Origin of the sequence: Nitrosospira multiformis ATCC 25196 (assembly GCF_000196355.1) — a bacterium.
Taxonomy (GTDB): domain Bacteria; phylum Pseudomonadota; class Gammaproteobacteria; order Burkholderiales; family Nitrosomonadaceae; genus Nitrosospira; species Nitrosospira multiformis.
The window spans coordinates 134,903-152,757 of the sequence record NC_007614.1 but is presented as its reverse complement, the minus strand read 5'-3'; the positions used below and the strand labels follow the sequence as shown (position 1 = coordinate 152,757).

Below are 17,855 nucleotides of genomic sequence, written 5' to 3'. Positions count from 1 at the left end.
TGGGAGCAGGAAAAGAATAAGGAGGTAAGACGTGGCCGTGCGTTCCGCGGCTTTTTTGGGGGGTTGGCAAGAGTGTCGAAAAGTATTGCAAATTCTGGCTCAACAAACGCTCTTTAAGTACCCGCCCTGAGCAATCAGAGAGTTATAATGACGATACATATATTGCCTGTCAAAGAAAAAGACACAGACTTTATGAATAAGCAACCATTGCAAGACATGCTGCTCCTTCCCCGAATATCAGACATACCAGAGATACCAGAGCCTCAGGATCATGCGGAAGCCACAAGCAACAGCGAAAGTCCCGTTGAAAGTCCTGTTGACAGCCCGGTTGACGCCCCGGCCCCGGGAGAAGCAATAGACGACAGAATAATACACCCCATGCACCTTACCCGATTTCTGGTCACAAATTTTCGCTCGGTGGAGAACAGTGGCTGGATTGAGGTTGACAGCGTTACCGCGCTCATCGGCGTGAACGAATCCGGCAAGACAAACCTGCTGGTTCCGCTCTGGAAGCTGAATCCGGCAGTCGGGGGAGAGATCGTGCCGGCTTCCGACTACCCGAAAAAACAATTCGGCCCTGTGCGCCAGGCACCGGAAAGCTTCCACTTCATAACGGCGGAATTTGAGGCAGGAGAGCTTGGAGAAGAGCTGTGCGGCAAGCTGGAGATCTCCAGCGAAGAGGCCTCCCTCATCGCTGTGAAACGGTACTTCAATGGGGATTATTCGATCTCCTTCCCCCGGCGGGAAGAGCTTGGCGAGATCAGGAGATCATCGGGGGAAGAGGCAGAGGATGTTGTGGATACGGTCATCCACTCCCTTCCCAAATTTGTCTATTACTCTGAATTCGGAAATCTCGATTCTGAAATCTATCTTCCCCACGTAGTACAGAATCTTCAACGCACTGACCTTGGGCCCAGAGAAGCAGCCAAGTCGCGTACATTGCGCGTTCTTTTTAAATTCGTAGGCCTCGAGCCGGGAGAAATTCTTGAACTCGGGCGGGACTTTCCAAGGCGCAAGGGCCGTCGTCGTGAACCCACAGTGGAAGAAATCCGGGAAATCGCGATGAAGAAAAGGGAGCGTTCCATCCTGCTGCAATCGGCAGGCGGGCTTCTGACGGAAAAGTTCAGAAACTGGTGGAAGCAGGGAGATTACAAATTCCGCTTCGAAGCGGATGGAAGCCATTTCCGCATATGGGTTTCCGATGACCGCCGCCCGGAGGAAGTTGAGCTCGAAAGCAGAAGCACGGGGCTGCAGTGGTTTCTGAGTTTTTATCTGGTCTTCCTCGTGGAAAGCGGGGGTGAGCACCAGAACGCCGTCTTGTTGCTGGACGAGCCCGGATTGTCCCTGCACCCCCTGGCGCAGCGCAACCTTTTTGCCTTCTTTGACAGTCTTGCAAAAGTCAACAAAATCCTCTACACGACCCATTCACCATTCCTGCTGGATGCAGAGCACCTGGGACGCGCGCGCAAGGTATATGTTTCCGCGAACGGAACGACGCAAGTGACGTCGGACCTTCGTAGCGTGGAAAAGGATGTCCGGCAGGCGGGAGCCGCCTATGTGGTTCACTCGGCCTTGAACCTGAATATTGCCGAGAGCATGGTAACGGGCTGTCAACCGGTCGTCGTGCAGCGCGTCTCGGATCAATATTATCTCTCGACCATCAAGACACTCCTCATTGGGGCAAACAAGATAGCCCCGAAGCGCGAACTGCTCTTTCCGCCGGCTGGCGCCAGCAAAACGGTAGGCGTGATCGCAAGCATCATTAGTGGGCGCGACGAGCCGCTGCCCAAGGTAGTCCTGCGGGATGACGAAGCAGGAAAGCAGATCAATGCAGAGTTGAAGTCGGATTTGTACAGCGACGCGCAGGAGCGTATCTTTTCGACGGATAATTACGTTCTCTTCAGCAACTCCACGACAGAAGATCTGATACCTGCACCGTTTTTTGCACAAGTAATAGACCGCTGGGAGAGGAATACGGACACGGCCTTTGCGGACGTCCTGGTCAACGGCAAGCCCGTGGTGGCGCAGGTGCAGGCCTGGGCCGAAGCACAGGACCTGGTGTTACGGGATGAATGGAGAGTTGAAGTTGCAAAGCGCGTCAAGGAACAGGCGCTCAAAAAGGGCATCGGCGCGTTTGATGCTGGCACCATTGCGCGCTGGGCAAAACTCTTTCAGGAGCTGATCCGGAACTGATCGCCTCGAATGAATTGCTGCCAATGCTGTCGGCTCCATCGCAAGACGATTTGCAGCACAGAGCAGAAATCCCCTGATTACTCGCGAAGCAGCTGGTCGATGACATTACGTGTGATGGCATCGACCAGCGGATTTTCGAGTACCTGAGCCCAGTCGGTAGTTCCCGCGGTGAACACCGCGCCGTTCCGCGAAAAAATTCCCATTGTTGCCGCGTGAATACCTTCACGGGCGGGATAAGCCTCCCGAGGGGGGAGTTCCTGCCAATTGCCATCCAGCACGCTTGCCGCCAGAACACGAAACCCCTCTGGAGTACCGGTATTTCCGGCGTTCGAGGAAAGGACTGCAAGTCCCGAAGCCTTGTCGAAGTCATCCAGCGGAGCGCCATCGCACTCGTATCCGACCAGGGGTGGCGAGGTTTTGTCACCAAACGCATCGCCGCGACCCAACCCTGTGCCGGCAAACACCCAGTGCTCCGGATCCTGCACGATATACCCTCCCGTGTTCCGGGGCCCATCCCACCAGCCGCCCCCGTTCCGATAACTCACCCCTGTCAGCGAATCCTCGGGACGAGCCACACCTGTGGATGGCCACCAGTGATCAAGCGCTCCATGAGGACCGCCTTGATGGCATAGCATCGCCGCTCCGCCATGCAGGATATGAATTCGCCACCAGCAGAGGTTGGCGCCGAAGAAGGCAACGTTGCCTCCTTTTGACACAAAATCTTCCGTCCGGTCGCGTATCGTCTCGCTCCAGTATTCGTCGTGTCCCACGCTCAGCATAAGCCGGTAGCGACCGCACAGATCCGGATCGGAGTGGATATCGAGATCGGTGCAGAATTCAGGCTGGTATCCATTGCGCAGCAGCCAGCGAATGAAGCGCGCATCCCAATGGGCGAAAGTCTGGCGCGGCGAACTCAAATCGTAGTAGTCGAGCGCTCCCCAGGTCTCGCCGCCGATGCCGCCACCCGGACGAAGCAGCGAGAGCCTGGCCCCTGGCGGGTCCTCTGAACGCGGAGGATTGACGTAGAAGCAGCCACCGCCGGTGCAGTTATAGGCATGGTAAGTGGCGAGCGGAATCTTGTAGAGCAGCTTGCTGCGTCCACTGCCGCGGACGACGAACAGGACGGCGGCGCTTTCCATTGCCAGGGACACCGCATTGCCCCCCGGTTCCTCCAGGTGAGCAATATAGACTCCGGACAGCCAGTCGTGCGGAACAGGAAACGCGTATGACGGCCATTGCCAGTCTTCCGCCGCGCTTCGTGGAGGTGCATATTTTCCTGCCAGCCAATCCGTTTCGGACACCCGCAGCAGACCCTCTCCCCAACGATAGAAAACCACGCGAAAGCGCGGCGCGTCGGTCGCAATGTGCAGAACCAGCGAATCGCCGGGAACGACGCCTGCCGAAGCGGGATAGCCTCGAATCACGTTATTTCTCCTGCTGTTTTCTTCTGCTACCCGACAGGAGTGACCGCCTCGGGTTCGATACGCTTGCGCACGAGATAGGGCGGCATGGCGAGTGCGTGCATGGGCGTGCGGCGAAATGACTCAAGCGCCTGGGCAGGCGTTTCAACGATGGGCTCTTCCTTCCGGTTGAAGGATGTATTGAGCACTACGGGAACACCGGTACGGGCTTCAAATGCTTTCAGCAGGGTGCGCAGGAAGGGGTCATCCTGTTCGCCAACGGTTTGCAACCGGGCCGTGCAGTCGACATGCGTGACAGCGGGGATGATGTCGGCGGCCTTGGGCCAGACCGGCGCGGCGAACTGCATGAAGGGGGATGGACGGCGGATATCGAAGAATTCCTCCGCCTGCTCGAGCAGCACTACCGGCGCCAGCGGACGAAACCATTCCCGCTCCTTGACTCTGGCGTTGATCCAGTCACGCACATAGCCATGGCGCGGATCTCCAAGAATACTGCGGTGGCCGAGTGCGCGCGGGCCGAATTCGCTGCGCCCGTGATAGAGCGCGACCACCTTGCTGTCAGCCAGAAGGTCGGCTATACGTCCGCACAAGTCGGCAGATTGTTCTATATGCTCCACGACAAGGTCATCCGCCCCGTTTAACACGGACTCGATGTCTGACAGATGCGGCTCGGGCCCGAGATAGTCGTTCTCCCATCTATAGTCGCAACGCATTCCCCCCACTTCGGTAAGGCCGTACACGGCGCAACCAAGCGAAGTGCCTGCATCGCTCGGGGCCGGAGGAATGAAGACGCGCTGGAAAGGGGTTTCACGCAAGAGGCGATCATTGGTGGAGCAGTTAAGACCGGTGCCTCCGGCAAAGCATAAGTTCTCGGCGCCCGTTTGCGCGTGCAGCCAGCGGGCAACTTCGAGCACTGCCTCCTCGAATGCGCGCTGCCCGGCAGCAGACAGATTGGCACTATCGGCAAAACGGGAAGTATCATCGGCAGCATAGCGAAAACGGCTGCGATCGCGCAGGATTTCCATCCAGCGACCGGGAATCGTCACCTGGGGACCCTCCACCTGCAGGGGCGGCAGACCGAGCGCATTCGGGTCGCCGTGCGGGGCAAGTCCCATCACTTTGCCTTCGTTGCCCTCGCCTGGAAAAACCGCCTGTGTCAGCAGGAAGTAAAACATTCCGAGCCCAACCAGGCATCGCTCGTTACGGTCCCACAATTGCTTGCCGATGCATTCGATTCGCCCTCTGTCTGCCCGATAGAATGAGGAGACTTCACGCCAATCCTGAGGCACACTGTCCGACCCGCTCCATTTCTCAGTGAATTCGGAAACCGGACTGCCCTGGCCATCGATGATCATCACCGCAGCCTCTTCAAATGGCGACGGATGGAATACGCTGTACACATGGGCGAGATGGTGCGAGATGCGCTTGCGCCGGCAGCCGGGGGCGAACTTCAGCGTCTCGGCCATCTCCCGCTCATAGGCAGGAAAATTTTTTATCTCGCTGTCGGATGAATAGCATTCGACAAGGACATCGATCGGCTTGCCGAGATCGGGAAGATGCGGCACGTATGCATTACGGAAATCGTCGAGCCTGCCCCAGTGGTGCTTGCGCCTTGTGAGCCGTTCCTTTTGTATTGCGTATATGAGCTGTGATCCATGCATCAGACAGATGCTTGCATCCTGCGTGCGGTTAACCCCAAGCACTACCGGTCCATCTCCCATTGGTTTCTCCTTTGTTGTTAAACGGGATCGCTCACCTTGGAATGAATACATCTGGCTGGTTTTTCCAGATGCTCCAGCCCGTGGAGCGGGGTATGTTTGCGATACTCGGGGGATTCACCTGATGGGCCAACGGGTGAGGTCCGTTCAGGAATCGCTGCTGGCGTAGCTACCCTTGCAGCCACCTTCGTCTCTGATTGAGGCACTTTCCTGGGCAGCCTTATTATGACTATAGTAGGGATTGGGTATTTGTAAAGGTTACTTGCAGGAAGGGAGTAAACTGGGGGGAAGTTTCAAACAAGGAGAAGCGATAAAGAAGGAACACTAAAAGAGAAGAGAAGAGCGCCGACGGAGAAGAAAATTGGCCCCCTCCCTGCTCGCTGATTTCCGGGCGCATTTCTTTCCCGGCTCTATGGGAGATAGAGCCGGCATCGATGCCAAGTGCGGGCATAGCGCAAGAAGGCAAACATAAACTGCTTTCCGGGGGGATAGCACCAAGGTTGCCGGTGACAGAAGGAAACGGAAGAAATTCCGCTCAGTACAACACTGTTTCCTGCTCGTTGTGGTCGGTATCACTGGCGAGAGAGGCGATATTACCCCGTATGCCGCAACTAATGACTTCCACGCAGCTTTTCCAGAACCCTCCGGAGAGCAGTTGCAGGGCCCGGAAATATCTGTTGGAGATTTCGGTCGGGGCAGTGTAACGGCAGGTGACCCCCAGGCCTTCTTCATTGAGGTTGATCGTCTTGTGCCACATCCAGGCAGGGAAAAACAGAACGTCGCCGGGATGAAGCTCGAACTCGTAACGCGGCGCATACTCCACCAGGGGATACGCATCCCGGTCGCTCGGTTCCCCTTCCTTATCCGCGATGAACTCCGCAAACCGGCGCATGCCGTTGCCAAGCGCTGCCGGGTATAGCAACCAGGAATATTCGGATTCGATCAAGGTCCAGCGCTTGGAACCGGAAACGGCAAGATACCAGTTGGGCCCTTCCTCACAGTGGTAGTTGGCGTTCAATCCCGCTCCCAGGCCTAAGATCAGAAAACTCAGAACCGGCTTCGAGGGCCGTCCCATGACGGGGAAATACGCATGCGAGCGCGGAATGCGGAAATATTCGTAGAAAGTCGGATTTTGATCGAGCAACAATTGCTGCGGAATGTAATTGCAGCGGCGGTCCTCCGCAATCTCGCGCAGAGAGACATTCACCATCTTCTTGCTCCGCTTGTCCAGCGCCTGGACGATGGTATCCGGAAAACGTTCCGCAAGTTTGTCGAGCGTCCAGTCGATCGGCGCGTTACCCACGAACCCGCGCATAATGCACGGTACGCCGCGCTTCACATGCTCCCGGTAAAACCGATGGGGCTCTATCTGGACGGGTTGATATTCCGTGATGGGGAGAACTTGCCCGCGCGGCACGCCCCGATCCTGCAACCGTTGCAGGATGCGCGATTCGGTACGCTTGCGGGCATCTCGCAGCAGGTTCGGGTTATGAGACAAATGCTGGCACAACATGATGCTTTTGAGCGCCAGCACATTCCAATATCCCAGCGGCAGTTTCTTCACAGCACGCTTGCCCATGCGCTCCACAAGAAAGGTACGCAGAAAAAGCTGCTGCTCCGTCACCAATTGCCATAGAACATAGAAAAATGTGGCAATTCCAGCGAGAGGTATCGCTAACGTGTCTCGCACACGTGTCAATGCAGTAATTTTTTTTGGCTGGCCTGCAATCTCCATGGAAGCCTCCCTCTAAGGTTGATTCACCATGAGAATCAGTTCATTTAACTCCTATCTTATGGGCTCATTTTATGGATTAAGTCTAGCTCTTATTACGACATAATGGAAATAATGGACAAATGCAAATTGACGTGCGGCTTCCTCCTTCAATACCAAAAACAGAGAAAAAACATTCAGCGATATCTCTCCTTGCGCTGGCTTATACTCACAACGAGAATCCGCACCGTGCTGTCCTCGATATTTGCGATAACCGGTAATTACCCAGCCGACACTTCCAGAATTCATTCAATTAGGCATCCTTCAGGGCCTCACCGATACTGCGAGGTCGTCAAGCAAGGGCAGGCGTTAAGACTTTGTCGCATTGAGGTAAATTACCCTTCAGCATGCCTGATCCTGAATCCATGCCCAAACTAACGCTTTTTGCTCTGGCAAGCGGCCGCTCCGGCACAAGTTATCTAGCCGACTTCTTTTCGAAAAATGTGCAACAGTGCTATAGCACCCATGAACCCTACCTTGTTCCCGGAAATCCTGTTTTGTTCGGAAAACCGATAGACTGGAATACACGGCGCGACGATAACGCATTATTGCCAGTGCTGATGCGGAAATGTGGATTTATCGCTAAATGTAAAGAACCGGCGTATTTCGAATCTAACCATGCTTTCCTGAAAGCATTTGACCGTCATGCAGGCACACTTTTAAAAAATGTGGGTTTTGTTCACCTTGTTCGTCATCCCGCAAAGGTAGCCAAAAGCGAGCTAATGCGTGAACAACTGATACGCAAGGTAAAAATGCCGTTTGTCGATTATAAAAGCGATACAGGCGACCGTTATTTTCGCTGGGCATTAACCGGAAAGGAGGCTATCTATCAGCACTACACCGGGCACACCCTGAGTCGGTTCCAGTTTTATCTGTTGCAGTGGATTGAAATCGAATACCGGGCAATGCAGCTGCTTAAACGGAATCAATGGCAGGACCGCGTATTTTTTATAGATGTCGATGCACAGCTAAAAGACGAAAGAGTGTTAAGGCGCATGCTTCAATTTTTCGATTTACGTCATAAGTCGGCTTTCGATATGAATTTGCGCAGAAATAAAACGCCATTTGCCGGTCCCACGGTGATCACCCCACAGGACGAGCGAGAAATACAGGCGGTCATGCAAAATCTACCGGCCAACTATAAAACGATGCTAAAGCGTGAGCCTTATTCGAAATGTTCCGGTTGGGAAACTTTCGCCAGCTTATGAGTAGGAATTAATGTTTTCCCTTGACCTGTTACAACATCAAGTTCCGGGGGATATTTTTCGCCAAATCATGACCTCACTATGGGCCGGATTCAACAGAGCTTGATGGGATGTGACGGGAGGGAAAAACCAACGAAAAAGCCCGCACTTAGCGGCTGGGGGGAACGAGGACTCTCGAATTAAAACTTAATATATTGTAATAAAAGGTATTATTGAACGTGACAAGAAATATGCCCACAATTGTGCCCCCACAATATCATTCTCATCTTATGTAGATTATTTTTGATAGGGCAATACCTGAGTAACCATCTCTCAATTTAAATCGATTGTAGGGCTGATGTGCCCCCGGTAGTAGTGCCAGGGGCGTTCTAGCAAAGTTCAGTTATAAATTAGCTTCCATTTCTTTCACAGCCGTTTATTTCTTCTTGCCTGCGGCAGTTGGCTGCAAATTCTGCCGGGGTTAGGTAATTTAGTGCACTGTGCGGTCGATGCTCGTTGTAGTCGCGCCGCCAGGCTGATATCCGAATCCGTGCCTCAGCCAGGCTGGTAAACCAGTGATCGTTCAGGCACTCATCCCGAAACCGACCGTTGAAGCTCTCAATATATGCATTTTGCGTCGGCTTGCCCGCCTCAATCAATTTGAGCTGGACACCATGCTTATAAGCCCACTGATCCAGTGCCTTGCTGGTGAACTCCGGTCCCTGATCGGTGCGAATGGCCAAGGGCAACCCACGAAACTGTGAAGCTTGCTCCAATACGCGCACGACATGTTGTCCCGAAATGCCATGTTCAGCTACCAGATCAATGGATTCCTTGGTGAAGTCATCAACGATGGTCAATACCTTGATGCGTCTGCCATTCGCCAGTGCATCACAGATGAAATCCATTGACCATACCTCGTTGGGCTGGCTTGGCAATGCCAATTGCTCACGTTCAACTGCTACGCCCCCTCGCCTGCGTCGGCGCTTTACTGCCAACCCGGCAGCCTGGTAAAGGCGAAAGATGCGTTTGTGATTGGCTTCAACACCCTCACGCCGCAGCAGGGCATGAATGCGTCGATAACCAAAACGACGGCGTTCAGAGGCCAACTCAACCATTCGACCTTGCAGTTGCTCATTCTCCAGCCGCACCTTGGACATGTAGTGCAATACCGTACGTGATATATCCACAAGCAGGCAGGCACGGCGTTCGGAAACGTTCGTCTGCTCAAGCATCGCCATTACTGCCTCACGCCTGGCCTGTGGAGTTAATGCTTTCGGCCCAAAGCAACCTTCAAGGCTTGAGCATCAAGAAGCGACTCGGCTAAAAGCTTCTTGAGCTGAGCATTCTCTGCTTCAAGATCTCGCAACCGCCTGGCATCCGATACTGTCATCCCACCAAACCTGGCACGCCAGGTGTAAAACGACGCATCGGAAAAACCATGCTGGCGGCACAATTCCCTGACCGGAATGCCTCCATCTGCCTGCTTCAGAAATCCAATAATTTGTTCATCCGTAAATCGCTTCTTCACGTCCGTTCTCCTCTCGAAAAACGAACTTTACTAGATTCCAGATGGCACGTTTTATGGGGAGCACATCAGGGCTTCTGGTAGAGCCTTCATCTCTGCAAAAAAAGAAAAGCCCGGCATAAGCCGGGCGGGGGTACTGCAATCGCTTTTCTACTTGGGGAGAGAAGCGAGTAGGTAGATTAACAATATAAGGAAAGGCTTACTATGAAATACTTAACATATGTAAATCGATTATATAGTCTCTGGTGAAGAGAAACCCTAGGGCTGGCCACCAGGGTTTTGATCTCCTTCGCGCTATTACTTCAAAGCTATTTGCTTCCTGTCCCTGTTTTACTGTCTTCTGTGATTTGCAATTCGCCCCAGGGTCAATTCCTTGTGCCAGTAGCTTGCAGGCATCATCTCGCCAGCTGCGTACAAGGCTTAGTGGCACGTCCGGATAAACTCCGCACGCAAGACGTTTTTCCTTTCCACCGAACCGATATTTCAACCACCAATATTTTGAACCGTTCGGCATCACTTCAAGATACATGCCTCCACCATCAGCCATTTTGTAAGACTTGGACTCGGGTTTGGCCTTGCGCACTGCCACATCGTTTAATTTCATGAAAACCCCTTATTGTGGGCATCAAATCTGCATTGGGGGCACATATTGGCAAATTATGCCCCCCTTTAGCTGCTGGCTTCAATAGAACGCAGGGGATAGGATAGGACGATAAGCCAATGAAAAAGCCCGCATTTAGCGGGCTTTTAGGACTTCTTGGGACTTGGTGGAACAGTGAAATGGTGGAGACGAGGAGGATCGAACTCCCGACCTTCGCATTGCGAACGCGACGCTCTCCCAGCTGAGCTACGTCCCCACTGATTGCATATTTTATAACAAACCGTTGCGCCATAGTATGCCGTCGCGAAACGACCAGCTATCCATAACGGCTTACACCCAATCCTTCCCGATCAAAAAATTGGTATAAAGCCTGTCTTCCGCGCTGCCCGGCTCCGGCTTCCAGTCGTAACGCCATTTCACGACCGGGGGCAGGGACATGAGGATGGATTCAGTACGCCCCCCCGACTGCAGCCCAAACAGGGTTCCCCGGTCCCACACGAGGTTGAATTCCACATAGCGGCCGCGCCGGTAGGCCTGAAAGTCGCGTTCGCGCTCGCCGTAGGGTACACTCTTCCGCCGCTCCAGAATCGGCAGGTAGGCATCCAGGAAGTGAGTGCCCACACTCTTCGTCAGGCTGAAGCAGCTGTCAAAGTCGGGTTTACTTAGATCATCATAGAAAATGCCGCCAATACCTCGCGGCTCCCTGCGATGCTTGAGGTAAAAATATTCGTCGCACCATTTCTTGAAGCGCGGATGGAAATCGTTGCCGAATGGTTGCAGCGCGTCCTTGCAGGTCTGGTGAAAATGCACTGCATCTTCTTCAAAGCCGTAATAGGGCGTCAGATCCATGCCCCCGCCGAACCACCATACGGGTTCGGCGCCTTCCTTGCGCGCTTCCAGATAGCGCACATTGAGATGCACGGTAGGGGCATAGGGATTGCGAGGATGCAGCACGAGCGACACTCCCATGGCCTCGAAACCCCTTCCCGCCAGTTCAGGTCTCGCAGCGGTAGCGGAGGCGGGCAAGCCTCCCCCGAACACGTGCGAGTAGTTCACTCCGCCGCGCTCCAGCACGTTACCCTCTTCCAGTACGCAACTCAGGCCCCCGCCTCCTTCCGGTCGCTCCCATTCATCACGGCGGAAGTGCGTGCCATCGACTTTTTCCAGTCCCTCCACAATGCGTTGCTGCAGTCCCGTAAAGAACTCCCGGGCTTGTTGTGCAGTGCTCATCCGATCTCCCATACACCTGTTTGCTGCTGAGTTTTTTCTTCCACCCCGTCCACCGCTATTTACGGTGGTTAATAGCCCGATACCCGATATCACGTCGCATCTGGCAACCGTCGAAGTGAATCTGCTCGGCGATTTCATAAGCACGTCGCTGAGCCATCCTGAAGTTGTCGCCCAAGGCAGCCACACAGAGAATGCGCCCACCGGCCGTCACGATCTCTTCCCCGTTTTCGCCGCCCCGGGCGGTTCCCGCATGGAAAACATGATAGTCTCTCTCCACAGGCAACGTTGCAGGCAAGGCGGACAGCCCTTCGATGGCATCGCCCTTGCGGGGAGAATCCGGGTATCCACTCGCTGCCATAACCACCGCCAGAGCAGCGCGCCGGTCCCACTCGGCCTCTATCTTGTCCAGATTCCCGGACAGGGCATGCTCGATGAGGGTGATAAAATTGCTCTTGAGGCGCAGCAGGATAACCTCGGCTTCCGGATCGCCCATGCGGCAATTGAACTCGAGCACTTTTATGCCCCCGTCTGGGGTAATCATGAGCCCGGCATAAAGGAAACCGATGTAGCGCTCGCCTTCCTTTTCCATCCCGCTTATCGCGCGCTGGATGACTTCCCGCATTATTTTCCCGTGGAGAGTGGGGGTAATTGAGGAAGCGGGCGAGTAGGCCCCCATGCCTCCGGTGTTAGGTCCCTCGTCGCCATCCTTCAGGCGCTTGTGATCCTGACTGCTGGCCAGCGGCAAAACGTGACGACCGTCAGTCATGACGATAAAACTGATTTCTTCGCCTTCCACGAATTCTTCGATCACGATCTTCGGTCCTGCCTTGCCCGACTTTCCCCCCAGCATCTTGTCCACGGCGGCATGCGCTTCTTCCAGCGTCACCGCCACGACCACGCCTTTGCCTGCCGCCAGGCCGTCCGCTTTTATCACGATGGGAACGCCCTTCTTGTCGATATACCGGTGCGCCTTGGCAGCGGAACTGAAGGTGGCATAGTCTGCGGTAGGAATGCCATGGCGGCCCATGAAAGCCTTGGCGAAATCCTTGGAAGTTTCCAGTTGTGCTGCCTTTTGGGTAGGACCGAAGATCTTCAGGCCAGCGAAACGGAAGGCATCGACGATACCTTCCGCCAGGGGGGCTTCCGGCCCCACAACAGTGAACGCGATCGATTCCTTTCTGGCGAATTCGATCAACTCCGGGATGGTGGTGATGGGCACGTTCTTCAGGTCTTTTTCGAGCTCGGTACCCGCATTGCCCGGGGCGACAAATACGGTCGCAGGAAGTCTTCTGCGCGAGGAATCCAGCAGCTTCCACGCGAGGGCGTGTTCTCTGGCACCACCACCGATTACAAGTAGTTTCATATCTCTGGATTCAGAACTGCAAGGAGTCCCCTTGCGAATCGGGCTGTGCTATCCGCCTCTAGCGGATAATGGGTTGGGTTGATCGAGGGATTCATAGAAAAGCAAAAATCAATAACCAGGAAACAAAGAAATTTTTATTCATTGAGCATTGCATTGCGCACTATCGACCCAAAAGGAGGGCTATGCGGGGTTCGGGTATGGGAGAGGTGGCTCGGCCGGCATTGAACAACCGCTTTTTCCATGCATTCAATGCTTGAATTCAATGCCTGAAATGGCGCACGCCGGTAAATACCATTGCCACCCCTTGTTCATCCGCCGCAGCGATAACCTCTTCATCCCGCACACTGCCCCCCGGCTGGATGACCGCCACCGCCCCCGCCTGGACGACGACATCCAGTCCGTCGCGGAAAGGGAAGAAGGCATCGGATGCCACTACCGAGCCTGCCAGGGTGAGGTTCGCGTTCCCGGCTTTGATGGAGGCAATGCGCGCGCTATCCACCCTGCTCATCTGTCCGGCGCCCACGCCAAGCGTGCGGCCGTTGGCACAAAAGACGATGGCATTCGATTTGACGAATTTCGCCACCCGCCAGGCAAACAGCAGGTCCTGCAATTGCTGCGCTGTTGGCTGGACTTCGGTCACCACCTTCAATTGGTTAGGGGTAACGTTGAGATTGTCCGGAGTCTGCACCAGCAATCCTCCACCCACTCGCTTGAAGTCGTGGGCGTTGTTCCCCGCCTGGAGCGGCACGGTCAGCACGCGCACATTGGCTTTGCGCGCGAGCATCTGCCTTGCCTCGTCGGTCATTTGCGGCGCGATGATCACTTCGACAAACTGGCTCATCACCGCCTCGGCGGCCGAGGCGTCCAGCGTGCGATTGAAAGCGATAATGCCGCCGAATGCGGAAGTGGGATCGGTGGCAAATGCAAGCTTGTAAGCCGCGAGCGGCGAATCGCTGATTGCCACGCCGCAAGGATTGGCATGCTTGATGATGACACAGGCCGGGGAATCAAACGTCTTTACGCATTCCCAGGCGGCATCCGCGTCCGCGATGTTGTTGTAAGAGAGCTCCTTGCCCTGCAACTGCCTGTAGCTTGCAAGGCTGCCGGGAACGAGTTGCGGATCGCGGTAAAAGGCGGCCTGCTGATGCGGGTTTTCCCCGTAGCGCAGAGGCTGCACCAGGCTGAAATTGAGATTCAGGCGTTCCGGAAAGGTACGACGTTGTGCATTTTCCCCCTCGATGGAGGTGAGGTAGTTGCTGATCGCCCCATCATAGGCGGCTGTATGCGAAAACGCCTTGCACGCCAGCCGGAACCGGAACTCAGGCGTAACCTCGCCGCCGGCAGTCTTCATCTCGTCAAGTAACGCGGGGTAATCCGCCGGATCGGTGACTACGGCCACGCTCTGGTAGTTCTTGGCCGCAGCGCGCACCATGGTCGGGCCGCCGATATCGATATTTTCAATGGCCTCTTCCAGACTGCAATCCGGCTGCGCCACTGTCTGGCTGAAAGGATAGAGATTCACTACTACCAGATCGATGGCAGGAATTTCCGCCTTTTCCAGCGCGGACACATGCTCGGACAAATCCCGTCTGGCCAGAATTCCCGCGTGTATTTTTGGATGCAGGGTCTTGACCCGCCCATCCAGCATCTCGGGAAAGCCGGTGTAGCTCCCGACCTCGGTCACGGCAACGCCGGCATCCCTCAAAAGTCTGGCGGTGCCGCCCGTTGACAGAATGGTTACTCCAAGTTTGTGCAGCGCTTGAGCAAACTCGACAATACCGCTTTTATCTGAAACACTGATCAGGGCCTGTTTAATCGACATTCGTATTTTTATTGAATCAGGATGGGTCTGTAGCGTGATGCATTACAACCGTTAATTGGCCCGCTTGCGGCTGACCTTCAGGCGCGTAACGACAATTTTGCCCGAGCGTCTATTTGATCTGATACTGCTTCATTTTATTGCGCAGCGTATTGCGGTTGATGCCGAGCAATTCGGCGGCACGGGTTTGATTACCCCCGGCTCTTTCCATGACCAGTTCGATCAGGGGCTTTTCCACGCTGCGTATCACCATTTCATGGATGGCATGCGGCTTCTCCCCGTCGAGATCGTTAAAGTAATCTTCGACCGTTTTGCGTACGCACCGCGCGATATCGTTTTCGTTAATTATGCTCATGCCACCAGTTCCTCAGCCTCGACGTAGGTCAACCGCCGCCCGTAGCCGGCAAGCTCACTGAAAAAGTCGTTAACCGCAGACAGCTGCTGGTCCGTAGACTGCAGCTGGTTCATGGCATGACGGAAACCCGCTGACCCGACCAGTCCTTTGGTATACCAGGAAATATGCTTGCGGGCGATGCGGACCCCCGAATACTCGCCATAGAAGCTATATAGATCGTGCAAATGTGCGACGAGTACACGGTGAATCTCCGCTACTTCAGGCAGCGGAAGGTGTGAGCCGGTAGCCAGATAGTGATCGATCTCGCGAAAAATCCAGGGGCGGCCTTGTGCTGCGCGGCCGATCATGACCGCATCCGCTCCCGTGTAGTCAAGCACGTGTTTTGCTTTTTCCGGTGTTGTAATGTCCCCATTGGCGACAACGGGAATCCGCACCTCAGCCTTGACTGCCGCGATGGTATCGTATTCGGCATGGCCGGTGTAAGCACAGGCGCGCGTACGTCCATGGATAGCAAGCGCCTGGATGCCGGCATTCTCCGCAATGCGGGCAATGGAGAGCGCATTCTTGTGCTGGGTATCCCACCCCGTGCGAATCTTGAGGGTGACAGGCACCCTCACCGCGCCTATGACGGCATCCAGAATCCGCCCGACCAGCGGCGGGTCCTGCAGCAATGCAGAGCCTGCCATGACATTACAAATCTTCTTGGCAGGGCAACCCATGTTGATGTCGATGATCTGGGCTCCTTGCGCGACATTGTAGCGCGCAGCTTCCGCCATCATCGCCGGGTCGGCGCCGGCGATCTGCACCGAGATCGGATCCACCTCGCCTTCATGATTGGCGCGGCGGCGTGTCTTCTCGGAACCCCAGAGGAGCGAATTGCTCGACACCATTTCGGACACAGCCATTCCGGCGCCCATGCTTTTGCACAATTGCCTGAACGGGCGATCTGTCACTCCCGCCATAGGCGCCACGATAAGGTTGTTTTTGAGAGTATGAGAACCGATTTTCATGATTCTGAACTGGCCCGCCAAAGTGCGGCGACGGGCAAGGGATGAGAATGGACGTAATTCTAACAGCTATTGCAGATTAGGGTAGCAGCCCTGCCGCTTTCGATAAGGCCTCGGTAGCAGAGCTGCCGCGGCAAGGAGAGAGTACCAGCCGATTCATGGCGAAGCAAATCCCGTTGCTGGAAAGCAGATTTAAGCAGATTTCGCCATGCGCGTGCAGCCTTTTCCGGCGCGTTATCTTGCGCCAAACCGCTCTGACCCTTATCCGTTTTGCGCTTCACGAACGGACGGGGGCGTGCATGCTCGGGCGATCTCAACTTCATCCCCGGGATCAACCTCTTGCACCGAATATCATGCGCCGCGCAACGAACTTTTTGAGCTGTGGCAGGCAATCGAGCGCACTTAACCCCGCGCCGCGCACCGTGCTCAAAAAGGGATTGCCGTTGGAAAAGAGTTTAACCAGCGAGTGCGTGAAGGTACGTCCCATGTTGCTGTCCAACCGGCGCTTGCTGCTGTAGCGGGCAAGCATGGCAGGTGTACCGGTTTCCGCAGGAAATGCCATAATTTCCTCAGCCAGCTCCCACGCATCGCGCAGCCCCAGGTTGAAGCCCTGTCCGGCAACCGGGTGCAGCGTCTGGGCGGCATTGCCAATCAACACGGTGCGAGAGGCCGTGACAGGAGTCGCGTACTTGAGTGCAAGGGGAAAACCGGAGCGCTTGCCGGCTTCAACAAATCTGCCGAGACGATCGCCGAAATGGCCGTGTAACCGCTCAAGAAAGGCGGCATCATCCAGCCCGAGAATTTCCTGCACCCTGTCGGGAGAGATGGTCCATACCAGTGCAAAGCCGTCGCCCGCGGGCAGTAGTGCAACGGGACCCTCCGGAGTGAAGCGTTCATAAGCCACACCGGGTTGATGGCTTCTAGGAGCATCCTCCGCAGCCTTGGCCTGCAAGGACCGCATTCCCGGTCTCGTTCGAACTCGCGCAAGCGACTGTTTTGCATCTGATAATTCTGTTCTGGAAACCTGCTCCGCCAAATGCTCCTCAAAATGCTCGGTCTTTACACGCGCAACAATCGCCCATTGCTCGTAGTCATGCACCTGTTGCGTGATGCCTTCGATCTGTGCGGTGAGACGGCCCCCGTCGGCCACGGCCAGCAGCCTGGCTGTTGCCTTTTTTGTTATCCCCTCATGTTCAAATTCCACCCGTCCAAATCCGTCGCTTGCTTCCATATGGGTTACCTGCGCTCCTGTCAGGTAATCCATTTTGCACTTTTGAAGGGCCTTGTGCATTGCACGGAACACTTCATCGTAATTCACTACGTATCCCAGCGCGGGCACGCCTATTTCACGGGCCATCATCACGGTTCGGCCGAGCCCTCCCTGGTTGGAGACATGAATGGTGAAGATAGGAGTAACGTCGGATAGCGCCTTCCAGACACCCAGCCGCTGCAGGACAAGCCGGCTGCCTTGGGATAATGCCAGAGGACGCGGGTCTTCCGCTTTTTCCGGCAACCCGCGCGCCTCCAGCAACAGCACCGACAACCCGCTGTTCCGTAGGGCGAGAGCCAACGCCATGCCCACCGGACCGCCGCCGATGATGATCAGGTCGTAGTCATATTGATATTGAGCGTCGATCATGGAAAAGCTGGCTTGTGAAGCGGATT

Annotated in this window: 13 protein-coding genes and 1 tRNA gene; 2 read left to right on the top strand and 12 right to left on the bottom strand. The window is 55.2% G+C overall.

Annotation, left to right across the window (positions count from 1 at the left end; translation table 11 throughout):
* Positions 1 to 192: 192 nt before the first annotated feature.
* Positions 193 to 2,193: an ATP-dependent nuclease gene (locus NMUL_RS00740; protein ID WP_202944830.1), complete on the top strand. Its 2,001-nt coding sequence runs from the start codon at positions 193 to 195 to the stop codon at positions 2,191 to 2,193.
* Positions 2,194 to 2,270: 77 nt separating this feature from the next.
* On the opposite strand, the gene NMUL_RS00735 is transcribed toward NMUL_RS00740, so the two are convergent.
* The 3 genes from NMUL_RS00735 to NMUL_RS00725 form a co-directional block, all read right to left on the bottom strand.
* Positions 2,271 to 3,617 (bottom strand): N,N-dimethylformamidase beta subunit family domain-containing protein, encoded by a 1,347-nt coding sequence (locus NMUL_RS00735; protein ID WP_011379506.1) that lies wholly within the window; start codon positions 3,615 to 3,617, stop codon positions 2,271 to 2,273.
* A 26-nt stretch (positions 3,618 to 3,643) separates the two neighbouring features.
* Positions 3,644 to 5,335 (bottom strand): carbamoyltransferase family protein, encoded by a 1,692-nt coding sequence (locus NMUL_RS00730; protein WP_011379505.1) that lies wholly within the window; start codon positions 5,333 to 5,335, stop codon positions 3,644 to 3,646.
* Between the two features lie 532 nt (positions 5,336 to 5,867).
* A complete protein-coding gene (locus NMUL_RS00725) occupies positions 5,868 to 7,067 on the bottom strand; it encodes a cupin-like domain-containing protein (protein ID WP_011379504.1) in 1,200 nt (399 codons plus the stop codon).
* A 383-nt stretch (positions 7,068 to 7,450) separates the two neighbouring features.
* Between NMUL_RS00725 and NMUL_RS00720 the strand changes: the two genes are divergently transcribed.
* Positions 7,451 to 8,311, top strand: a complete 861-nt coding sequence (locus NMUL_RS00720) for a hypothetical protein (RefSeq protein ID WP_011379503.1) — start codon at positions 7,451 to 7,453, stop codon at positions 8,309 to 8,311.
* Between the two features lie 386 nt (positions 8,312 to 8,697).
* Here the strand turns inward: NMUL_RS00720 and NMUL_RS00715 are convergent.
* From NMUL_RS00715 to NMUL_RS00660, 9 genes are all read right to left on the bottom strand, one after another.
* Positions 8,698 to 9,818 (bottom strand): IS3-like element ISNmu2 family transposase gene (locus tag NMUL_RS00715; RefSeq protein ID WP_104009797.1). Its coding sequence is split into 2 segments (ribosomal slippage): positions 8,698 to 9,560 and positions 9,560 to 9,818, totalling 1,122 coding nucleotides; the frame shifts between segments, so codons are not numbered across the junction.
* A gap of 199 nt (positions 9,819 to 10,017) precedes the next feature.
* Complete coding sequence (locus tag NMUL_RS00705; protein ID WP_011379500.1) at positions 10,018 to 10,419, bottom strand: Arm DNA-binding domain-containing protein; 402 nt, start codon at positions 10,417 to 10,419, stop codon at positions 10,018 to 10,020.
* Between the two features lie 177 nt (positions 10,420 to 10,596).
* Positions 10,597 to 10,672 (bottom strand) — tRNA-Ala (locus tag NMUL_RS00700).
* Positions 10,673 to 10,746: 74 nt separating this feature from the next.
* Complete coding sequence (gene hemF, locus NMUL_RS00695) at positions 10,747 to 11,646, bottom strand: oxygen-dependent coproporphyrinogen oxidase (RefSeq protein WP_011379499.1); 900 nt, start codon at positions 11,644 to 11,646, stop codon at positions 10,747 to 10,749.
* A gap of 55 nt (positions 11,647 to 11,701) precedes the next feature.
* Positions 11,702 to 13,009 carry a phosphoribosylamine--glycine ligase gene (gene purD, locus NMUL_RS00690; RefSeq protein ID WP_011379498.1) on the bottom strand — a complete coding sequence of 436 codons (1,308 nt, stop codon included), beginning with the start codon at positions 13,007 to 13,009 and terminating at the stop codon, positions 11,702 to 11,704.
* A 259-nt stretch (positions 13,010 to 13,268) separates the two neighbouring features.
* On the bottom strand, positions 13,269 to 14,831 hold the full coding sequence (gene purH, locus NMUL_RS00680) for a bifunctional phosphoribosylaminoimidazolecarboxamide formyltransferase/IMP cyclohydrolase (protein WP_011379497.1): 1,563 nt from the start codon (positions 14,829 to 14,831) through the stop codon (positions 13,269 to 13,271).
* A gap of 109 nt (positions 14,832 to 14,940) precedes the next feature.
* Positions 14,941 to 15,183, bottom strand: a complete 243-nt coding sequence (locus NMUL_RS00675) for a helix-turn-helix domain-containing protein (RefSeq protein ID WP_011379496.1) — start codon at positions 15,181 to 15,183, stop codon at positions 14,941 to 14,943.
* Positions 15,180 to 16,193 carry a tRNA dihydrouridine synthase DusB gene (gene dusB, locus NMUL_RS00670; protein WP_011379495.1) on the bottom strand — a complete coding sequence of 338 codons (1,014 nt, stop codon included), beginning with the start codon at positions 16,191 to 16,193 and terminating at the stop codon, positions 15,180 to 15,182. Before dusB ends, NMUL_RS00675 begins: the two co-directional genes overlap by 4 nt.
* A 328-nt stretch (positions 16,194 to 16,521) precedes the next feature.
* Positions 16,522 to 17,829, bottom strand: a complete 1,308-nt coding sequence (locus NMUL_RS00660; RefSeq protein ID WP_011379494.1) for an FAD-dependent monooxygenase — start codon at positions 17,827 to 17,829, stop codon at positions 16,522 to 16,524.
* Between the last annotated feature and the right edge of the window lie 26 nt (positions 17,830 to 17,855).